Annotated in this window: 13 protein-coding genes and 2 pseudogenes; 10 read left to right on the top strand and 5 right to left on the bottom strand. The window is 69.8% G+C overall.

Translation table 11 applies throughout. The features are described from left to right. Positions 1 to 342: 342 nt before the first annotated feature. The 4 genes from AC2W7M_RS08900 to AC2W7M_RS08915 all read left to right on the top strand — a co-directional run bounded on the left by AC2W7M_RS08900 (position 343) and on the right by AC2W7M_RS08915 (position 1,978). Entirely contained in the window at positions 343 to 801 is a 459-nt protein-coding gene (locus AC2W7M_RS08900; RefSeq protein ID WP_486131760.1) for a hypothetical protein, read from the top strand. Next, a complete protein-coding gene (locus AC2W7M_RS08905; RefSeq protein WP_486131783.1) occupies positions 701 to 1,042 on the top strand; it encodes an HAD family hydrolase in 342 nt (113 codons plus the stop codon). Before AC2W7M_RS08900 ends, AC2W7M_RS08905 begins: the two co-directional genes overlap by 101 nt. Positions 1,043 to 1,196: 154 nt before the next feature. Further along, positions 1,197 to 1,835: a DUF1499 domain-containing protein gene (locus tag AC2W7M_RS08910; RefSeq protein WP_486131762.1), complete on the top strand. Its 639-nt coding sequence runs from the start codon at positions 1,197 to 1,199 to the stop codon at positions 1,833 to 1,835. After that, entirely contained in the window at positions 1,793 to 1,978 is a 186-nt protein-coding gene (locus AC2W7M_RS08915; protein WP_486131764.1) for a DUF1499 domain-containing protein, read from the top strand. Before AC2W7M_RS08910 ends, AC2W7M_RS08915 begins: the two co-directional genes overlap by 43 nt. 27 nt (positions 1,979 to 2,005) lie before the next feature. Here AC2W7M_RS08915 and AC2W7M_RS08920 read toward each other — a convergent pair whose 3' ends face one another. Next, positions 2,006 to 3,634, bottom strand: a complete 1,629-nt coding sequence (locus tag AC2W7M_RS08920) for an acyl-CoA synthetase (protein WP_486131766.1) — start codon at positions 3,632 to 3,634, stop codon at positions 2,006 to 2,008. Between the two features lie 323 nt (positions 3,635 to 3,957). Between AC2W7M_RS08920 and AC2W7M_RS08925 the strand changes: the two genes are divergently transcribed. After that, positions 3,958 to 5,874, top strand: coding sequence for a propionyl-CoA synthetase (locus AC2W7M_RS08925; RefSeq protein WP_486131767.1), 1,917 nt, complete (start codon positions 3,958 to 3,960; stop codon positions 5,872 to 5,874). Between the two features lie 119 nt (positions 5,875 to 5,993). Here the strand turns inward: AC2W7M_RS08925 and AC2W7M_RS08930 are convergent, their stop codons facing one another. After that, positions 5,994 to 6,299, bottom strand: coding sequence for a hypothetical protein (locus AC2W7M_RS08930; protein WP_486131769.1), 306 nt, complete (start codon positions 6,297 to 6,299; stop codon positions 5,994 to 5,996). Positions 6,300 to 6,694: 395 nt separating this feature from the next. After that, entirely contained in the window at positions 6,695 to 6,937 is a 243-nt protein-coding gene (locus AC2W7M_RS08935) for a hypothetical protein (RefSeq protein WP_486131771.1), read from the bottom strand. Between the two features lie 551 nt (positions 6,938 to 7,488). Between AC2W7M_RS08935 and AC2W7M_RS08940 the strand changes: the two genes are divergently transcribed. The 5 genes and pseudogenes from AC2W7M_RS08940 to clcA all read left to right on the top strand — a co-directional run bounded on the left by AC2W7M_RS08940 (position 7,489) and on the right by clcA (position 13,381). Beyond that, on the top strand, positions 7,489 to 8,217 hold the full coding sequence (locus AC2W7M_RS08940; protein ID WP_486131773.1) for an outer membrane protein: 729 nt from the start codon (positions 7,489 to 7,491) through the stop codon (positions 8,215 to 8,217). 189 nt (positions 8,218 to 8,406) lie between these two features. Continuing rightward, positions 8,407 to 9,321: an MBL fold metallo-hydrolase gene (locus AC2W7M_RS08945; protein WP_486131775.1), complete on the top strand. Its 915-nt coding sequence runs from the start codon at positions 8,407 to 8,409 to the stop codon at positions 9,319 to 9,321. Between the two features lie 43 nt (positions 9,322 to 9,364). Next, the gene (locus AC2W7M_RS08950; RefSeq protein ID WP_486131777.1) at positions 9,365 to 10,030 is read left to right on the top strand and encodes an SOS response-associated peptidase; all 666 of its coding nucleotides are present in this window, start codon (positions 9,365 to 9,367) and stop codon (positions 10,028 to 10,030) included. 148 nt (positions 10,031 to 10,178) lie between these two features. Further along, entirely contained in the window at positions 10,179 to 11,918 is a 1,740-nt protein-coding gene (locus AC2W7M_RS08955) for an ABC transporter ATP-binding protein/permease (protein ID WP_486131779.1), read from the top strand. 300 nt (positions 11,919 to 12,218) lie between these two features. Beyond that, positions 12,219 to 13,381 (top strand): annotated as a pseudogene (gene clcA / locus AC2W7M_RS08960) (H(+)/Cl(-) exchange transporter ClcA). Positions 13,382 to 13,387: 6 nt separating this feature from the next. On the opposite strand, the gene AC2W7M_RS08965 reads toward clcA, so the two are convergent. Both AC2W7M_RS08965 and AC2W7M_RS08970 read right to left on the bottom strand, forming a co-directional pair. Further along, positions 13,388 to 13,861 carry an HPP family protein gene (locus AC2W7M_RS08965; protein ID WP_486131781.1) on the bottom strand — a complete coding sequence of 158 codons (474 nt, stop codon included), beginning with the start codon at positions 13,859 to 13,861 and terminating at the stop codon, positions 13,388 to 13,390. Between the two features lie 160 nt (positions 13,862 to 14,021). Then, a pseudogene (locus AC2W7M_RS08970) lies at positions 14,022 to 14,327 on the bottom strand (hypothetical protein); the annotation flags it as partial.

Consider the following 14,327-nt stretch of genomic DNA (forward strand, 5'->3'; position numbering starts at 1 on the left):
AGAGGCACCTGGGCCAGCGCGGCCTCCGGCGCGGCGCAGGCAAGCGCCAGCACCGCCGCCAGGACGGCGGCGCGTTGCCGAGGGGCGGGACGTCGCGATGTCTCTGGCGCCATGCGGGAAAACTTGAAAGCCGATTCATGAAAGATCACAACGGTGGCGGACACCGGCGGGTTCGCCGGTGCCTTTCCTGCGGCGCGCGCCGGCCAGCGCGAGGGCGCGTCACTGACACGGATGCGGCCGATTGGCCACCGCAAATGCGGCGCGCGCCCTACCCGAACGCGGGAAGGCGGGGTATCCGGTCCCGGCAAGGCCGCGCCGTGCGGCGCTCCGGAGACGTTGGCGATGCGGGACCTGAAGGCGCTGCTGCTGGACAAGGACGGCACCCTGGTGGACTTCGACCGCACCTGGGGTCCCGCCGCCGGATACGTCATCCGCACCCTGGCGCAGGGCGATGCCGCCGCCATGGCGCGCCTGGAGGCGGTGAGCCACTTTCTGCGCAACGAGCAGCGCTTCCTGCCCTCATCGCCGCTGGTGGCGGGCTCCTCCGCCCATTACGGGCCGCTCTGGGCGCAGACCCTGGGACGGGAGGCGAGCGCGGACTTCCTCGGCGAGGTGGACCGGCTGTTCGCGGAGGCGGGCCTCAGGCACCTCACGGCCATCGGCCGCCGCAGACGGTTCTCGAGACCTCAACGGTCGCGGGATCGACCTGGCGATCGTCACCAACGACGCCGAGGCGAACGCGCGCCAGCAGGCGGCGGCGCTGGGGCTCGCGCCGTTCCTCGCTTTGGTCCACGGCTATGATTCCGGCTTCGGCTCGAAGCCGGCGCCGGGCATGGTGCTGGCGGCCGCCGCGGCGCTCGGCCACGCGCCGGCTTCCGTGGCCGTGGTGGGCGACAGCGCCCACGACCTTGCCGCCGCGCGCGGGGCGGGTGCCCGCTTCATCCTGGTGCGCTCCGGCCCGGCAGCGGTGGAGCACCTCTACCGGGATGCCGACGCGGTGGTGGAGAGCATCGACGACCTGCCGGCGCTGCTTGCCCCGTGATCTCGGCCCAGCGCACCGGGCATTGGCGACCCCCTTGCCAACGCCCTTGCCGAAGCTCTTGCCAAAGGGCGTCCCCGGCGCGCAAAACCTTGGCTCGGAAGCGGGATCGTCCGCACGGCGGCGCCGTGCGGACGCCGACGCATGCAGGGATGCGATGATCAAACGCAGGCTCTACCAGGAGGAGCGCCAGTCTCCGCTCGCGCAGTGGAGCTTCCGGCTCGTCATGTTCTCGGTCCCGGTGATCGTCCTCGCCGCGCTGCTCTACCGCTTCGGCCTGCTGGAATTCCGCCCGGCGGTGACGACGCTGCTGGTGGGCCTCGGCCTCGCGCTTGCCGGCGGCATCCTCGGCACGGTGGCCTTCTTCATCATCTGGGAAAGCGGCTGGCGCGGCATCGGCAAGGCCATGGCGAGCGTCGCCATCGCCTTCCTTCTGGTGGCGGGGCCGGCCGCCGTGCTGGCCCGCGGCCTGATGTTGCCGCGCCTCGCCGACATCACCACCGATCTCGAGGATCCGCCGCGCTTCCATGCGCTGGCGCTGGCGCGCCCGCGCGAGGCGAACCCGGTCGCCTACCAGCCCACCGATCCGCCCGGCGCCCAGCGCGCCGCCTATCCCGGCATCAAGCCGCAGGACCTCAACGCGACGCCGGAGGAGGCGTTCAACGCGCTGCTGGCCCTGATCCAGAAGCGGCGCTGGCGCATCATCGACGCCACGCCGCCGCGCGGCGCCGGCGCGACGGGCGGATCGAGGCGGTGGCCACCTCGCCCATCATGGGCTTCCGTTCCGACGTGGTGATCCGCATCCGCTCCACCCCGAAGGGCGCGCGGGTGGATGCCCGTTCCACCTCGCGCTACGGCGAGCACGACCTCGGCGGCAATGCGGAGCGCATCGAGAGCCTGCTCGCGGACCTCTCCCTGGAGCGTCGCAAGCTGCGCTGAAGCCGGCCGCCGCGCCCCGGCGCGCGCTCAGGCCTCCTTGGCCATCTCGCGCAGGCGGAACTTCTGGATCTTGCCAGTGGAGGTCTTGGGGATCTCCGCGAAGACGATGTGGCGCGGGCATTTGTAGCCGGCGAGGTGCTGACGGCAATGGGCCATCAGCTCCTCGGCGGTGGCGCTCATGCCGTCCCGCAGCTCCACGAAGGCCACCGGGGTCTCGCCCCACTTCTCGTCGGGCTTCGCCACCACCGCTGCCGCGGCCACCGCCGGGTGCTTGTAGAGCGCATCCTCCACCTCGATGGAGGAGATGTTCTCGCCGCCGGAGATGATGATGTCCTTGGAGCGATCCTTGAGCTGGATGTAGCCGTCCGGATGCTTCACGCCGAGGTCGCCCGAATGGAACCAGCCGCCCTCGAACGCCTTGTCCGTGGCCGAGGGGTTCTTAAGGTAGCCCTTCATCACCACATTGCCGCGGAACATCACCTCGCCCAGGGTTTCGCCGTCGGCCGGCACCGGCACCATGGTCTCCGGGTCCAGCACGTCGAGCGCCTCCAGCGCGCCGTAGCGCACGCCCTGGCGGGCCTTCTTCACCGCCCGCTCCTTGGCCGGCAGGTCGTCCCATTCGGTGTGCCAGTCGTTCACCACGGCCGGGCCGTAGACCTCGGTGAGGCCGTAGACGTGCACCACGTTGAAGCCGGCATCCTGCATGGCCGCCAGCACCGCCTCGGGCGGCGGGGCGGCGGCGGTGATGAACTCCACCCGCCCCGGCAGCGCGCGCTTGTCCGCCTCCGGCGCATTGAGCAGGGTCGACATGACGATGGGCGCCCCGCACATGTGCGTGACGTTGTGGTCGGCGATGGCGTCGAACATGGCCTTGGCGCGCACCTGCCGCAGGCACACATGGGTGCCGGCCACCAGCGTGATCGACCAGGGGAAGCACCAGCCGTTGCAGTGGAACATGGGCAGCGTCCACAGATAGACCGGATGCTTGCCGAGCGCGCACGTCACCACGTTGCCCACCGCCAGCAGATGCGCGCCGCGATGATGATAGACGACGCCCTTGGGGTCGCCCGTGGTGCCGGACGTATAGTTGAGGGCGATGGCGTCCCACTCGTCGGCTGGCGGCTTCCAGGGGAAGCCGGCATCCCCGGTGGCGAGGAACTCCTCGTACTCCATGGTGCCGATGCGCTCGCCCGCGCCGGTGAATTCCGGGTCGTCATAGTCGATGACGATGGGCTTCCTCACCGCCATGGCGAGCGCCGCCTTCATGACGGGAGAGAACTCGCGGTCGGTGATCAGCACCTTGGCCTCGCCATGGTCGATGGTGAAGGCGAGGATGGCGGCATCGAGCCGGGTGTTGAGCGAGTTCAGCACCGCCCCGGTCATGGGCACGCCGTAGTGCGCCTCCAGCATGGCCGGAACATTCGGCAGCATCACCGCCACCGTATCGCCGACGCCGATGCCGAGCTTGTCGAGCGCCGAGGCGAGGCGCCGCGCGCGGTCGTAGAACTCGGCATAGGTCCGGCGCAGGCCGCCATGGACGATGGCGACGCGGTCGGGGAAGACGCGTGCGGAGCGCTCGAGGAAGCCGAGCGGCGTCAGCGGCTGGTGGTTGGCCGGGTTCCGGTCCAGATGGAAATCGTAGATGCTGCCCGACATGAGGCCCCCCTGGCCGCTGGCGGAGCGGTCTCGTTGCAGCCCGGGACCCAATTGCGGCCTCAGGACCCGCTCGAAGCCGTCTCGCTTGAAGAACTGGGGAGCCCGCCGCGGTCTACTTTTCGCGGTCGTCCGCCGCTCGTCGATGAAGCGGGCTCCAATGGCGCGCAAAATCTAGCCGAGCCACGATGTCGGAGGCAATCGCCGCGAGACGCTGGAAGGTCTCGCACGTATCCTACGATCGTAGTACGCATTTCTTCGATCTTGCGCTGTGAAAAGATGATCGGCTCTAACCCGCTCAAATCAAGCCGACGAGGGAAACGCCCATGCAACAAACCGGCACCAGCCGCTATGCGGAAACCTATGCCCGCTGGCAGGCCGATCCTGCCGCCTTCTGGGGCGAGGCGGCCGGAGACATCGACTGGATCAAGCCCGCCGACAAGGTGTTCGATCCCGACGCCGGCATCTATGGCCGCTGGTTTTCCGGCGCCACCGCCAACACCTGCCACAATGCGGTGGACCGCCACGTGGCCGCGGGCCGCGGCGCCCAGGCGGCGCTGATCTATGACAGCCCCGTCACCGGCGCCAAGCGCACCATCACCTATGCCGAACTGCAGGACGAGACGCGCGTGCTCGGCGCGGTCCTCGCCGACATGGGGGTGAAGAAGGGTGACCGCGTGGTCATCTACATGCCCATGGTGAGCGAGGCGGTGATCGCCATGCTCGCCTGCGCGCGCATCGGCGCGATCCATTCGGTGGTGTTCGGCGGCTTCGCGGCAAAGGAACTCGCCACCCGCATCGAGGACGCCGAGCCGAAGGTGATCCTTGCCGCCTCCTGCGGCATCGAACCCTCGCGGGTGGTCGCCTACAAGCCGCTGCTGGACCTCGCCATCACCATGTCGGCGTTCAAGCCGGACGGCTGCCTGGTGCTGCAGCGCCCCGAGGGGCTGTGCACCCTGGTGGCGGGCCGCGACATCGACTGGGCGCAGGCCTGCGCTGCCGCCCGCGCCGCAGGCAAGGGCGCCGATTGCGTGGAGGTGGCCGCCACCGATCCGCTCTACGTGCTTTACACCTCGGGCACCACGGGCAAGCCGAAGGGCGTGGTGCGCGACACCGGCGGCCATATGGTGGCGCTGCGCTGGAGCATGGAGAACCTCTACGGCATCGCGCCCGGCGAGGTGTTCTGGGCCGCGTCCGACATCGGCTGGGTGGTGGGGCACTCCTACATCGTCTACGCGCCGCTGCTCATGGGCTGCACCTCCATCGTCTACGAAGGCAAGCCGGTCGGCACCCCCGATCCCGGCGCCTTCTGGCGCGTGATCGAGGAGCACAAGGTGGTGGCGCTGTTCACCGCTCCCACCGCGCTGCGCGCCATCAAGAAGGAGGACCCGGACTGCACCTTCATGCGGGGCCGGGACATGAGCGGTTTCCGCACCCTGTTCCTGGCCGGCGAGCGCGCCGATCCCGACACCGTGAAGTGGGCCGAGGAGAAGCTCGGCGTGCCGGTGGTGGACCATTGGTGGCAGACCGAGACCGGCTGGGCCATCGCCGGCAATCCGGTGGGCCTCGGGCTTCTGCCGGTCAAGCTCGGCTCCCCGACCGTGCCCATGCCCGGCTACGACGTTCAGATCGTCGACGAGGCGGCCAAGCCGGTGCCGGCGGGCACCATGGGCTCCATCGTCGTCAAGCTGCCTCTGCCGCCCGGCTGCCTGCCGACCCTGTGGCAGCAGGATGAGCGCTTCAGGGAAAGCTACCTCGCCGACTATCCGGGCTACTACAAGACCGCGGATGCCGGCTTCCGGGACGATGACGGCTACGTCTTCGTCATGGGCCGCACCGACGACATCATCAATGTCGCCGGCCACCGCCTCTCCACCGGCGGCATGGAGGAGGTGATCGCCTCCCACCCCGACGTCGCCGAATGCGCGGTGATCGGCGTCAAGGACGAACTCAAGGGCGAGGTGCCGTGCGGCTTCGTTGTGCTCAAGGCGGGCGAGCGCCGGGCACCGGACGTGATCGAGAAGGAGCTGGTCGGCCTGGTGCGCGACCGCATCGGTCCGGTGGCGGCCTTCAAGCTCGCCATCACCGTCAACCGCCTGCCCAAGACCCGCTCGGGCAAGATCCTGCGCGGCACCATGAAGAAGATCGCCGACCACGATGCCTGGTCCATGCCGGCCACCATCGACGACCCGGCGGTGCTGGAGGAGATCGAGGGCGTTCTGAAGGCGCGCGGCATCGCCTGAGCGGCGCGGCGAAGGGCGGGCCGGCGTGAAGAGAGAGCCAGCGGCGCTCCGGGCCGCTGGCATCAATGGCCGACGCTTCCGCCCGTGTGGCTCAACGGCGGGCGCTTCCGCCCGCCGGCTCAGTTGCCTCTGCCCCCGCCCCGGTAGGGGTCGAAGCAGGTCGAACCTACATAGCACTGCTTCACGTCGCGGGTCGGCACCCATTCGGGCCGCAGTTGCTGGTCGTAGAGGCAGAAGCTCTGGTCGCGCACATAGCGGTCATACAGGGTGGGCGAGGTCGCCATGACCACCGCGCCCTTCTTCTGCACCAGCTGCGCCGCCTGGGCGCAGGTGAGATCGGTGCTGCGGACCGTGGCCTGAGCGTGGGCTGCCCCGCAGCCGGCAATGGCCATCGCCGCGACCAACGTCGAAATCCTGAGTGCCATGACTGCCTTCCCGCGCCTGTCCGGCGCTGCTGTCTGCCGCCCCGCCTCACGCATTGCGACCTGCGTTCCCGTCATACGGGCGCCGGCGAGGATCAGATGAGCGCCGTCGTGGCGCGGCGCAAGCCCTGCGCGCGCCGAAGTAAAACCGACCCACTCCCCTACCATCGACCCAGGCATTCAAAGCATTCACAGCAGAAAATCGGGCCTCGCAAAGATGTGACGCAATTGCGCTCCTCGCCATCGCGGCGGAGCATCGGCGATGCGGGTCGCGCGGCCTCAGTGGCGGCGGCCACGACCAGAAGCGACGGCCCCCTCATGCCGATGCGGCTTGCGGCTTATAGCTTGCGCCGGCCGGTTCCCGCCCCGAAGACGGCTGCACCCGGTTTCTCCGCTCCTCACGGCACCCAATTGTCGCGCGACGGCACGAAGCAGGTGTAGCCGATGAAGCATTGCGGGTTGTCGCGCGTCGGCACCCACTGGTTCTTCAGCACCTCGCCGACCGAGCAGTAATTGGCCGCGCTCACATAGCGGTCGAAGGTGGTGGGGCTGGTGGACAGCAGCACGGCGCCCTTCGCCCGGACCAGCGCCGCCACATCGGCGCAGCTCATGGACGGCGTGTAGGGACGCGATTGGGCCACGGCCGAAGCCGAGCCCCCGGCGCAAAGCGCCGCGGCGAGCGCCGCAGACGCCACAGCGCGACGGATCGTCAAGGGCGGATGTCGCATGTCTTCCTCGCTGCCGGAACGGCCGGTCTGTGCTTCGCTTTAGGCCACAGCGTATGAACCGCCGGTGAAAACGCCAATGGCAGCCGCGGCGGCAACGCCGCTCGCCGACGGGCCGCCGCACTTCACGCGGCGGGCGGCACCCAGCGAATCTCCTGCCGCAGCCTGCACCCCCGCCCGTACAACCCACTGGCGGGCGACGGCAAAACCCCTCGGGTCCGGTGGCGCCCGACCCGCCGGGGCGGTAGCCGCGGATGCGCCTGCAAAACCAGGCCGAAACGGCGGTATTTTAGTGCGTTTTCAAGGCCTAGGGTCGCCGCGTTTTGGTTGCAAGTGTGGCAGGAATGATACGGCTTTTTGCCTCGACCCCTGCTAGACAAAGGGCACTGGACGAAGCGACTCGTTTGGCGTGCATGGCCGAGCGGGTTCAAAGCACAAGCGGTTACCCAAGCTTAAGGGGGTTTCTCATGAAGCGGTTCCTTCTCGCCACTGTCGCGCTGGCGGCGCTCTCGGCTCCGGCCGCGGCTGCTGACCTGGCGACGAAGTATCCCGTCAAGGCGGTGGCCGTGCCGGTCTTCTCCTGGACCGGTTTCTACATCGGTGCCAACGTCGGCTACGGCGGCGACTCGTTCAACTACAGCGTGAACGACAGCCTCGGCTTCGTGTCGGGCATCCCGGGCCTCGAGCTGGCCAACCTCGGCCTGAACTCTTCCGGCTTCTTCGTCGGCGGCCAGATCGGCTACAACTACCAGTTCGCCAACAACGTGGTGCTCGGCATCGAGACCGACCTGCAGTGGTCGGACATCTCGGGCGAAGTGAACGCCAGCATCGTCGGCCTGCCGGTCCTCAACTTCGGCTCGTCGGTGGACTACTTCGGCACGATCCGCGCCCGCCTCGGCTACGCGATCGACCGGTTCCTGCCCTACATCACCGGTGGTGTGGCGTACGGCAAGACCGGCACCAACCTGAGCTTCCTCGGCACGCCGGTGTTCTCTGAGAGCAACACCAGCTGGGGCTGGACGCTCGGCGCCGGTGGCGAGTTCGCCATCACCAACCACTGGACGTTCAAGGCCGAGTACCTCTACGTCGACCTGGGCAACAGCGACGTCGACGCGACCGTGATCTTCCCGGGCGTGGTGGTCGGCAACGACTCCAAGTTCCACACCTTCAAGGCCGGTGTGAACTACAAGTTCTGATCGAAGCCTCGCTTCGTTCGAGACCCGCTGCCGCAAGGCAGCGGGTTTTTCTTTGTCCCGCCGCCTGCGTCTTCCTCCTTTCCTTATGCCCCGGTCTGGCCCAGCCTTAGGGAGTCCCAGGCCGGCGTGACGCGCGCCGCCGCCCTGTCCCGGGGCCGTGCCGCGCAGCTTCTTTCTGTCTGGGGTCCCATGAGCGACGACATCACCTTCGACCGCAGCTTCGACGCACCGGCCGGCCAGATGGTGCAGGTCTCGCCCTTGGTCCGCCGCATCGTCGCGCCGAACCCGTCGCCGTTCACCTTCACCGGCACCTGCACCTACATCATCGGCCGCGGACGCGTGGCGATCCTCGATCCCGGCCCGGACGACCCGGCCCACATCGCCGCGGTGCTGGAGGCGGTGCGCGGCGAAGAGGTCTCCCACGTGGTCGTCACCCATACCCACCGCGACCATTCTCCCGCCTGCCCCGCGATCGTTGCCGCCACCGGCGCCGTCACCGTGGCCGAGGGGCCACACCGGCCCTCGCGGCCCATCGAGGTGGGCGAGGCCGCGCGGCTCGATGCCAGCGCCGACCTGGACTTCCGTCCCGGCATCGCGATCGCCGACGGCGAGACCCTCTCCGGCCCGGGCTGGACGCTCACCGCGATCGCCACGCCGGGCCACACCGCGAACCACACCGCCTTCGCGCTGAAGGAGGAGGACCTGCTCTTCTCCGGCGATCACGTGATGGCCTGGGCAACCTCCATCGTCGCCCCGCCGGATGGTTCCATGGGCGATTACATCGCCTCGCTGGAGCGGCTCGCGGCGCGGACCGAGACGGTCTACCTGCCGGGTCACGGCGGGCCGGTGCGGGATGCGCCCGCACACGTGCGCGACTTCCTCGCGCACCGGCGGGCCCGCGAGGCGGCCATCCTGCGCGCGCTCGACCGCGATGCGACGACCATCCCGGAGCTGGTGCGCGGCATCTATATCGGCCTCGACCCGCGGCTGGTGGGCGCGGCCTCGCTGACGGTTCTCGCCCACCTGGAACATCTGGTGGCGGGCGGCCGCGTGGCGACCGACGGACCGGCCTCCATCACCGGCCGGTTCCGGATCGCGGCATGAGCGCCCGCCGGCCGCCCCGCCCGCCGGCCTGAGCGCCCCGGCCATGTGCTCGCGCTTCGTCCAGCACCTGTCGCCGCGCGCCTATGCGCAGGTCTATGGCGTGAGCCTCGATGCGCCGCTGCCCAACGCGCCCGCGCGCTGGAATGTCGCGCCCACGGACGACGCGCTGGTGGTGCGGCGCCACCCGGATGATGGGGACCTGCGCCTGTCCGTGCTGCGCTGGGGCCTGGTGCCGGTGTGGTCCAAGGACGCGCGCGGCGCGGCGCGGCTCATCAATGCCCGCGCCGAGACCATCGCCGAAAAGCCCTCCTTCCGCGACGCCTGGAGAAAGCGGCGGCGCTGCGTGGTGCCGGCCGACGGCTTCTATGAATGGACTCCCGGCCCGACCGGCAAGGTGCCCCACTTCATCACCCTTGCGGACGGCACCGGCATGGCGCTGGCGGGCCTGTGGGAAGGCTGGAAGGATCCGGCGAGCGGCGAATGGCTGCGCACCTTCACCCTGCTGACCTGCGCCGCCAATCCCATGATGGCGGAGCTGCACGAGCGCATGCCGGTGATTCTCGACCCTGCCGATATCGCCCGCTTTCTCGATGATCCCGACCCGCGCGACCTCCTTGCCCCCTACCCTGCGGACGCCATGGCGCACCAGGCGGTCGAACCCGCGGAAGCAAAACCGGGCGCAGAAATACCGCCGCGCGCCAAGAATTAAGGCACTCCGTCTCGCCCTAACCTTGGGTCAGCGTGGCGAAACCTTTCCAATATTTCATCTGGCCGCCATCATCCCGACACCCTCGTGCCGGCAAAGCTTCGGGCGACGGAGCCGTTAAGCTTCGATCCCGTCCACCGGAGTACCGCCCGTGCGCAAGCTCCTGCATTTGCTCGGCGACGTACGCCGCCTCGCCATTCCCTATTTCCGCAGCGAAGAGCGCGCCGTTGCGCTCGGCCTGCTCGGCGCGGTGGTGGCTCTGGAACTTGCCTGGGTCTACGCCACCGTTCTGCTCAACGAGTGGAACGTCGCCTTCTACAATGCGATCCAGGAGAAAGACCTCGCCGCCTTCCGCACCCAGCTTCTCGTGTTCTGCGCCATCGCCGCGGGCGCCATCGTCGTCGCGGTCTACCAGATCTACCTGAAGCAGTGGCTGGTGATCCGCTGGCGGCGCTGGCTGACGCAGCGCTATCTCGGCGCCTGGCTGGCCGACGACGTCCACTACCGCCTGCGCCTTCAGGGCGACGTCGCCGACAATCCCGACCAGCGCATCGCCGAGGACGTGGAACTGTTCGTCAGCCGCACGATCTCCGTGGGCATCGGCCTATTGGGCGCCACCGTCTCGCTGGTCTCCTTCTCGGTCATCCTGTGGGGTCTGTCCGGCCCGCTGGCGGTCAGCCTGTTCGGGCACGAGTTAAGCATCCCCGGCTATCTGTTCTTTGCCGCGCTCCTCTATTCCGCCGCCGGAACCCTACTCGCCCATGTGATCGGCCGCCCGCTGGTGCGCCTGAACTTCGAGCAGCAGCGCTACGAGGCGGACTTCCGCGTCGATCTCGTGCGGGTGCGCGAGCACGGCGAGCAGATCGCCCTGCTCGCCGGCGGCCCGGCGGAGGAGCGGCGCCTGTCGGACCGGTTCGCCCGCGTCTGGGGCAACTTCTTCCAGATCATGCGGGCGCAGAAGCGCCTCACCTGGTTCACCGCCGGCTACAACCAGATCTCCAACATCTTCCCCTACGTGGTTGTGGCGCCGCGCTATTTCTCCGGCGGCATCCAGCTCGGCCAGCTGATGCAGACCGGCTCCGCCTTCGGCTCGGTTCAGGGCGCCTTCTCCTTCTTCGTGTCGAGCTATGTGGAACTCGCCGAATGGGCCGCGGTGGTGCAGCGCCTCACCGGGTTCGAGCGCGCCATGGCGGCGACGCGCGCCAGTGAGCCGGCCTTTGCCGCGGCGGCAGGTGCCGGCGGCGCGCTCGCCCTGTCCGGCCTCGACGTGCGCCTGCCCTCCGGCGCTCCGCTCATGGAGGTGGACGGCGTGAGCATCGCAGCCGGCGAGCGGGTGCTCATCACCGGCCCCTCGGGCGCCGGCAAATCCACTTTGCTGCGCGCCATCGCCGGCATCTGGCCCCACGGCAGCGGTGAGATCGCGCGCCATGCGCACCACCGCCTGCTGGTGCTACCCCAGAAGCCCTACGTGCCGGTGGGCCGGCTCGACGCCGCTCTGACCTATCCCGAGCCTGCGCGGACCTTCCCCCGCGGCGAGCAGGAGGCCGCGCTGGGCGCGGTGGGCCTGCCGGACCTCGCTCTCCGCCTCGATGAGGAAGCGCAGTGGCCGCACGAGCTGTCGCTCGGCGAGCAGCAGCGCCTCGCGATCGCCCGGGCGCTGCTCCAGACGCCGGACGTGCTGCTGCTGGACGAAGCCACCTCAGCCCTCGACGAGATGGCCGAAGAGGACATTTATGCCCTCCTCAAGGTCCGCCTGCCCGAGGCCACGGTGATCTCCATCGGCCACCGCTCGACCCTGGTGCCACTGCACGATCGGGTGCTCCATCTGCACGGCCTGGAAGCGCCCCGCGCGCTGCGGCCTGCGGGCCCGCCGATGCTCCAATCGGCCTGAGGAGCCCGCTGCGCTTGCCGGCGCGCGCGGTCCTCCGCTAAGCACGGTCAGGACGTCGCCACCCGGCCGGCGTCACCTGCCCGGAGCGACGGATCATTGACCGAGGCGACGACTGGCGCCCCCCGAGCGCCGCGCGATCTGGTGTATTATGGGCTTGCCGCGCTCGTGGGCGTGATCGCCGGCACGGTGGGCGCGCTGTTCCACATCGCCGTCGAGGAAGCCGCGCGCTGGCCCACCCTGCTTGATGGCGTGCTGGAGGGTCCGGCGCGGCTCGCAGCCCTCTCCGCCGGCTCGGCCGCCATGGTGGTGCTCGCGGTGGCGCTGGTGCGCTGGATCGCGCCCGAGGCCGCCGGGTCTGGGGTGCAGGAGATCGAGGGCGCGCTCGAAGGCCTGCGGCCGGTGCGCTGGAAGCGCATCCTGCCGGTCAAGTTCTTCGGCGGCATCCTGGCGCTGGGATCGGGCCTCGTGGCCGGCGCGAGGGGCCCACCATCCACATGGGCGCCGCCATCGCCAAGGCTGTAGCGGATGCCTCCCGCCTCGGCACGCGCGACATGCGCGGCCTGCTTGCCGCCGGCGGCGCGGCCGGGCTCGCCGCCGCCTTCAACGCGCCGCTCGCCGCCATCCTGTTCGTGATCGAGGAGACGCGCCGGCAATTCCCCTACGGCTTCCGCACCTACAGCGCCGTGATCCTGTGCGCGGCCGCGAGCGCGGTGGCGACCGAGCTGATCGGCGGCACCGGCCCGGACCTGCGGCTCGACGTGCCGGAAATGCCGCTGGCCCTGCTGCCCGCCTTCATCGGCCTCGGCGCGGTGCTGGGCCTGGTGGGCGTCGCCTTCAACCGCGGCCTGATCCTCGCCCTCGACGGCGCCCGGGCGGTGGGGCTCAAGGTCTCGCCCTATCTGGTGCCGCTGCTGGTGGGGGCGGCGGTCGGCCCGCTCCTCGTTCTTCGCCCGGAAGCGACCGGCGGCGGCGAGCAGCTGGTGCTGGCGCTCGCGGCGCAGAACCTGCCGGCGCTGACCCTGGCCGGCATCGTCATCATCCGGTTCGTCATGACCATGGCGAGCTATTCCACCGGCGTGCCGGGCGGCATCTTCGCGCCGATCCTGGCGCTCGCGACCGCGGTGGGGGTGCTGTTCGGAACGCTGCTCGGCATGGTCTTCGCGCTGCCGCCGCTGGCGAGCGCGGCCTTCGCCGTCGCCGCCATGGGCGGCCTGTTCTCCGCCACCGTGCGCGCGCCTCTGGTGGGCATGGTTCTGGTGGCCGAACTGACCGGCGCCTATGCCCTGCTGCTGCCGGTGATCTTCACCTGTCTCAGCGCGAACCTCGTGGCCGAAGCGCTGGGCGGCAAGCCGATCTACGAGCAGTTGCTGGAGCGGACCTTGCGCCTCGCCGGCCAGTTGCCGCCGCCGGCCGATGCGCCGGAGGACATCGGCGGCTGGGACCAGCGCGTCCGGCGCGAGTGACGGCCGTCAGGTCCAGCGGCGCGGCCAGGCGCCCCGCTGCAGCGCGTTGTGCCAGACGAAGGCGAACAGCGCCAGCAGCGCCGCGCCGCACCCCACCGGCGCCAGCAGGAACGTCGCCGGCAATTGCTCGATGACGATGATGATGGGGTTGATGGCCGCCGGCGGGTGCATGGTGCCGGTGACGCGCATGGCGACCATGGCGACCCCGACCGCCGCGGCCGCGGCCACCTGCGAGGGGCCGAACAGCCACAGCATCGCGAGCCCGCAGGCGGCAGATACCAGGTGACCTCCGACCAGGGCCCGCGGCTGCGCCGGACTTGCCTCGGGCATTCCCATGACGACGACGATCGAGGTGGCGAACGGCACCAGCGCCAGCGGCGTTTCGCCGAGATCGGCGGCGATCTCCATGGCGCCCACGGCGAGCGACCCGCCGATGCCGCGCCAGACCCAGGTGCCGATCTCCCCCCAGTCGAGTCTCACCCCCGCGTCTCCCGCAAGCGAGGGGTCCGACGCAGACAAGGATCGGCCGAATGCCGGAAGCGGCGTATCAGGTCAGGCTGCATTCCCTATTTTGGAGCCGACTGACGGCCGTATGCAATGGTGAAGTCGCGGCTGCCGATAGGTCAGCCGGCGATTGAGGTCAAAAAAGGCGCACGCCGGCGGACGCCAGCAGGGCCGGAAACGCCTCCGAGGCGATGAGATCGTATTCGCGCGCGCGCTGGTCGGTGACCGGATCGCGGGCCGCGAGTGTCGCGTCCACATGCCCGGGATGAACCATCGCCAGCCCGCCCTCGGGCAGGCCCGCAAGGAAGCGGGCCAGGAGCGCGGCGAAATCGGCGCCGGCCGAGAAGTCATAGGCGCCGGCAAAGCGCCCCGCGGTGCGGAGGCCGGCGCGCGCCGGCGGCGGCTGATCATCCTGATGGATCGATGATTGATCCGTACGATT

The sequence above is a fragment of the Xanthobacter sp. BG11Y11_SDJG genome, assembly GCF_057364445.1.

Coding starts and splice junctions, on each gene's coding strand:
- AC2W7M_RS08940 (WP_486131773.1), top strand. CDS start 7,489: ATGAAGCGGTTCCTTCTCGCCACTGTCGCGCTGGCGGCGCTCTCGGCT.
- AC2W7M_RS08910 (WP_486131762.1), top strand. CDS start 1,197: ATGATCAAACGCAGGCTCTACCAGGAGGAGCGCCAGTCTCCGCTCGCG.
- AC2W7M_RS08925 (WP_486131767.1), top strand. CDS start 3,958: ATGCAACAAACCGGCACCAGCCGCTATGCGGAAACCTATGCCCGCTGG.
- AC2W7M_RS08900 (WP_486131760.1), top strand. CDS start 343: ATGCGGGACCTGAAGGCGCTGCTGCTGGACAAGGACGGCACCCTGGTG.
- AC2W7M_RS08950 (WP_486131777.1), top strand. CDS start 9,365: ATGTGCTCGCGCTTCGTCCAGCACCTGTCGCCGCGCGCCTATGCGCAG.
- AC2W7M_RS08920 (WP_486131766.1), bottom strand. CDS start 3,634: ATGTCGGGCAGCATCTACGATTTCCATCTGGACCGGAACCCGGCCAAC.
- AC2W7M_RS08930 (WP_486131769.1), bottom strand. CDS start 6,299: ATGGCACTCAGGATTTCGACGTTGGTCGCGGCGATGGCCATTGCCGGC.
- AC2W7M_RS08945 (WP_486131775.1), top strand. CDS start 8,407: ATGAGCGACGACATCACCTTCGACCGCAGCTTCGACGCACCGGCCGGC.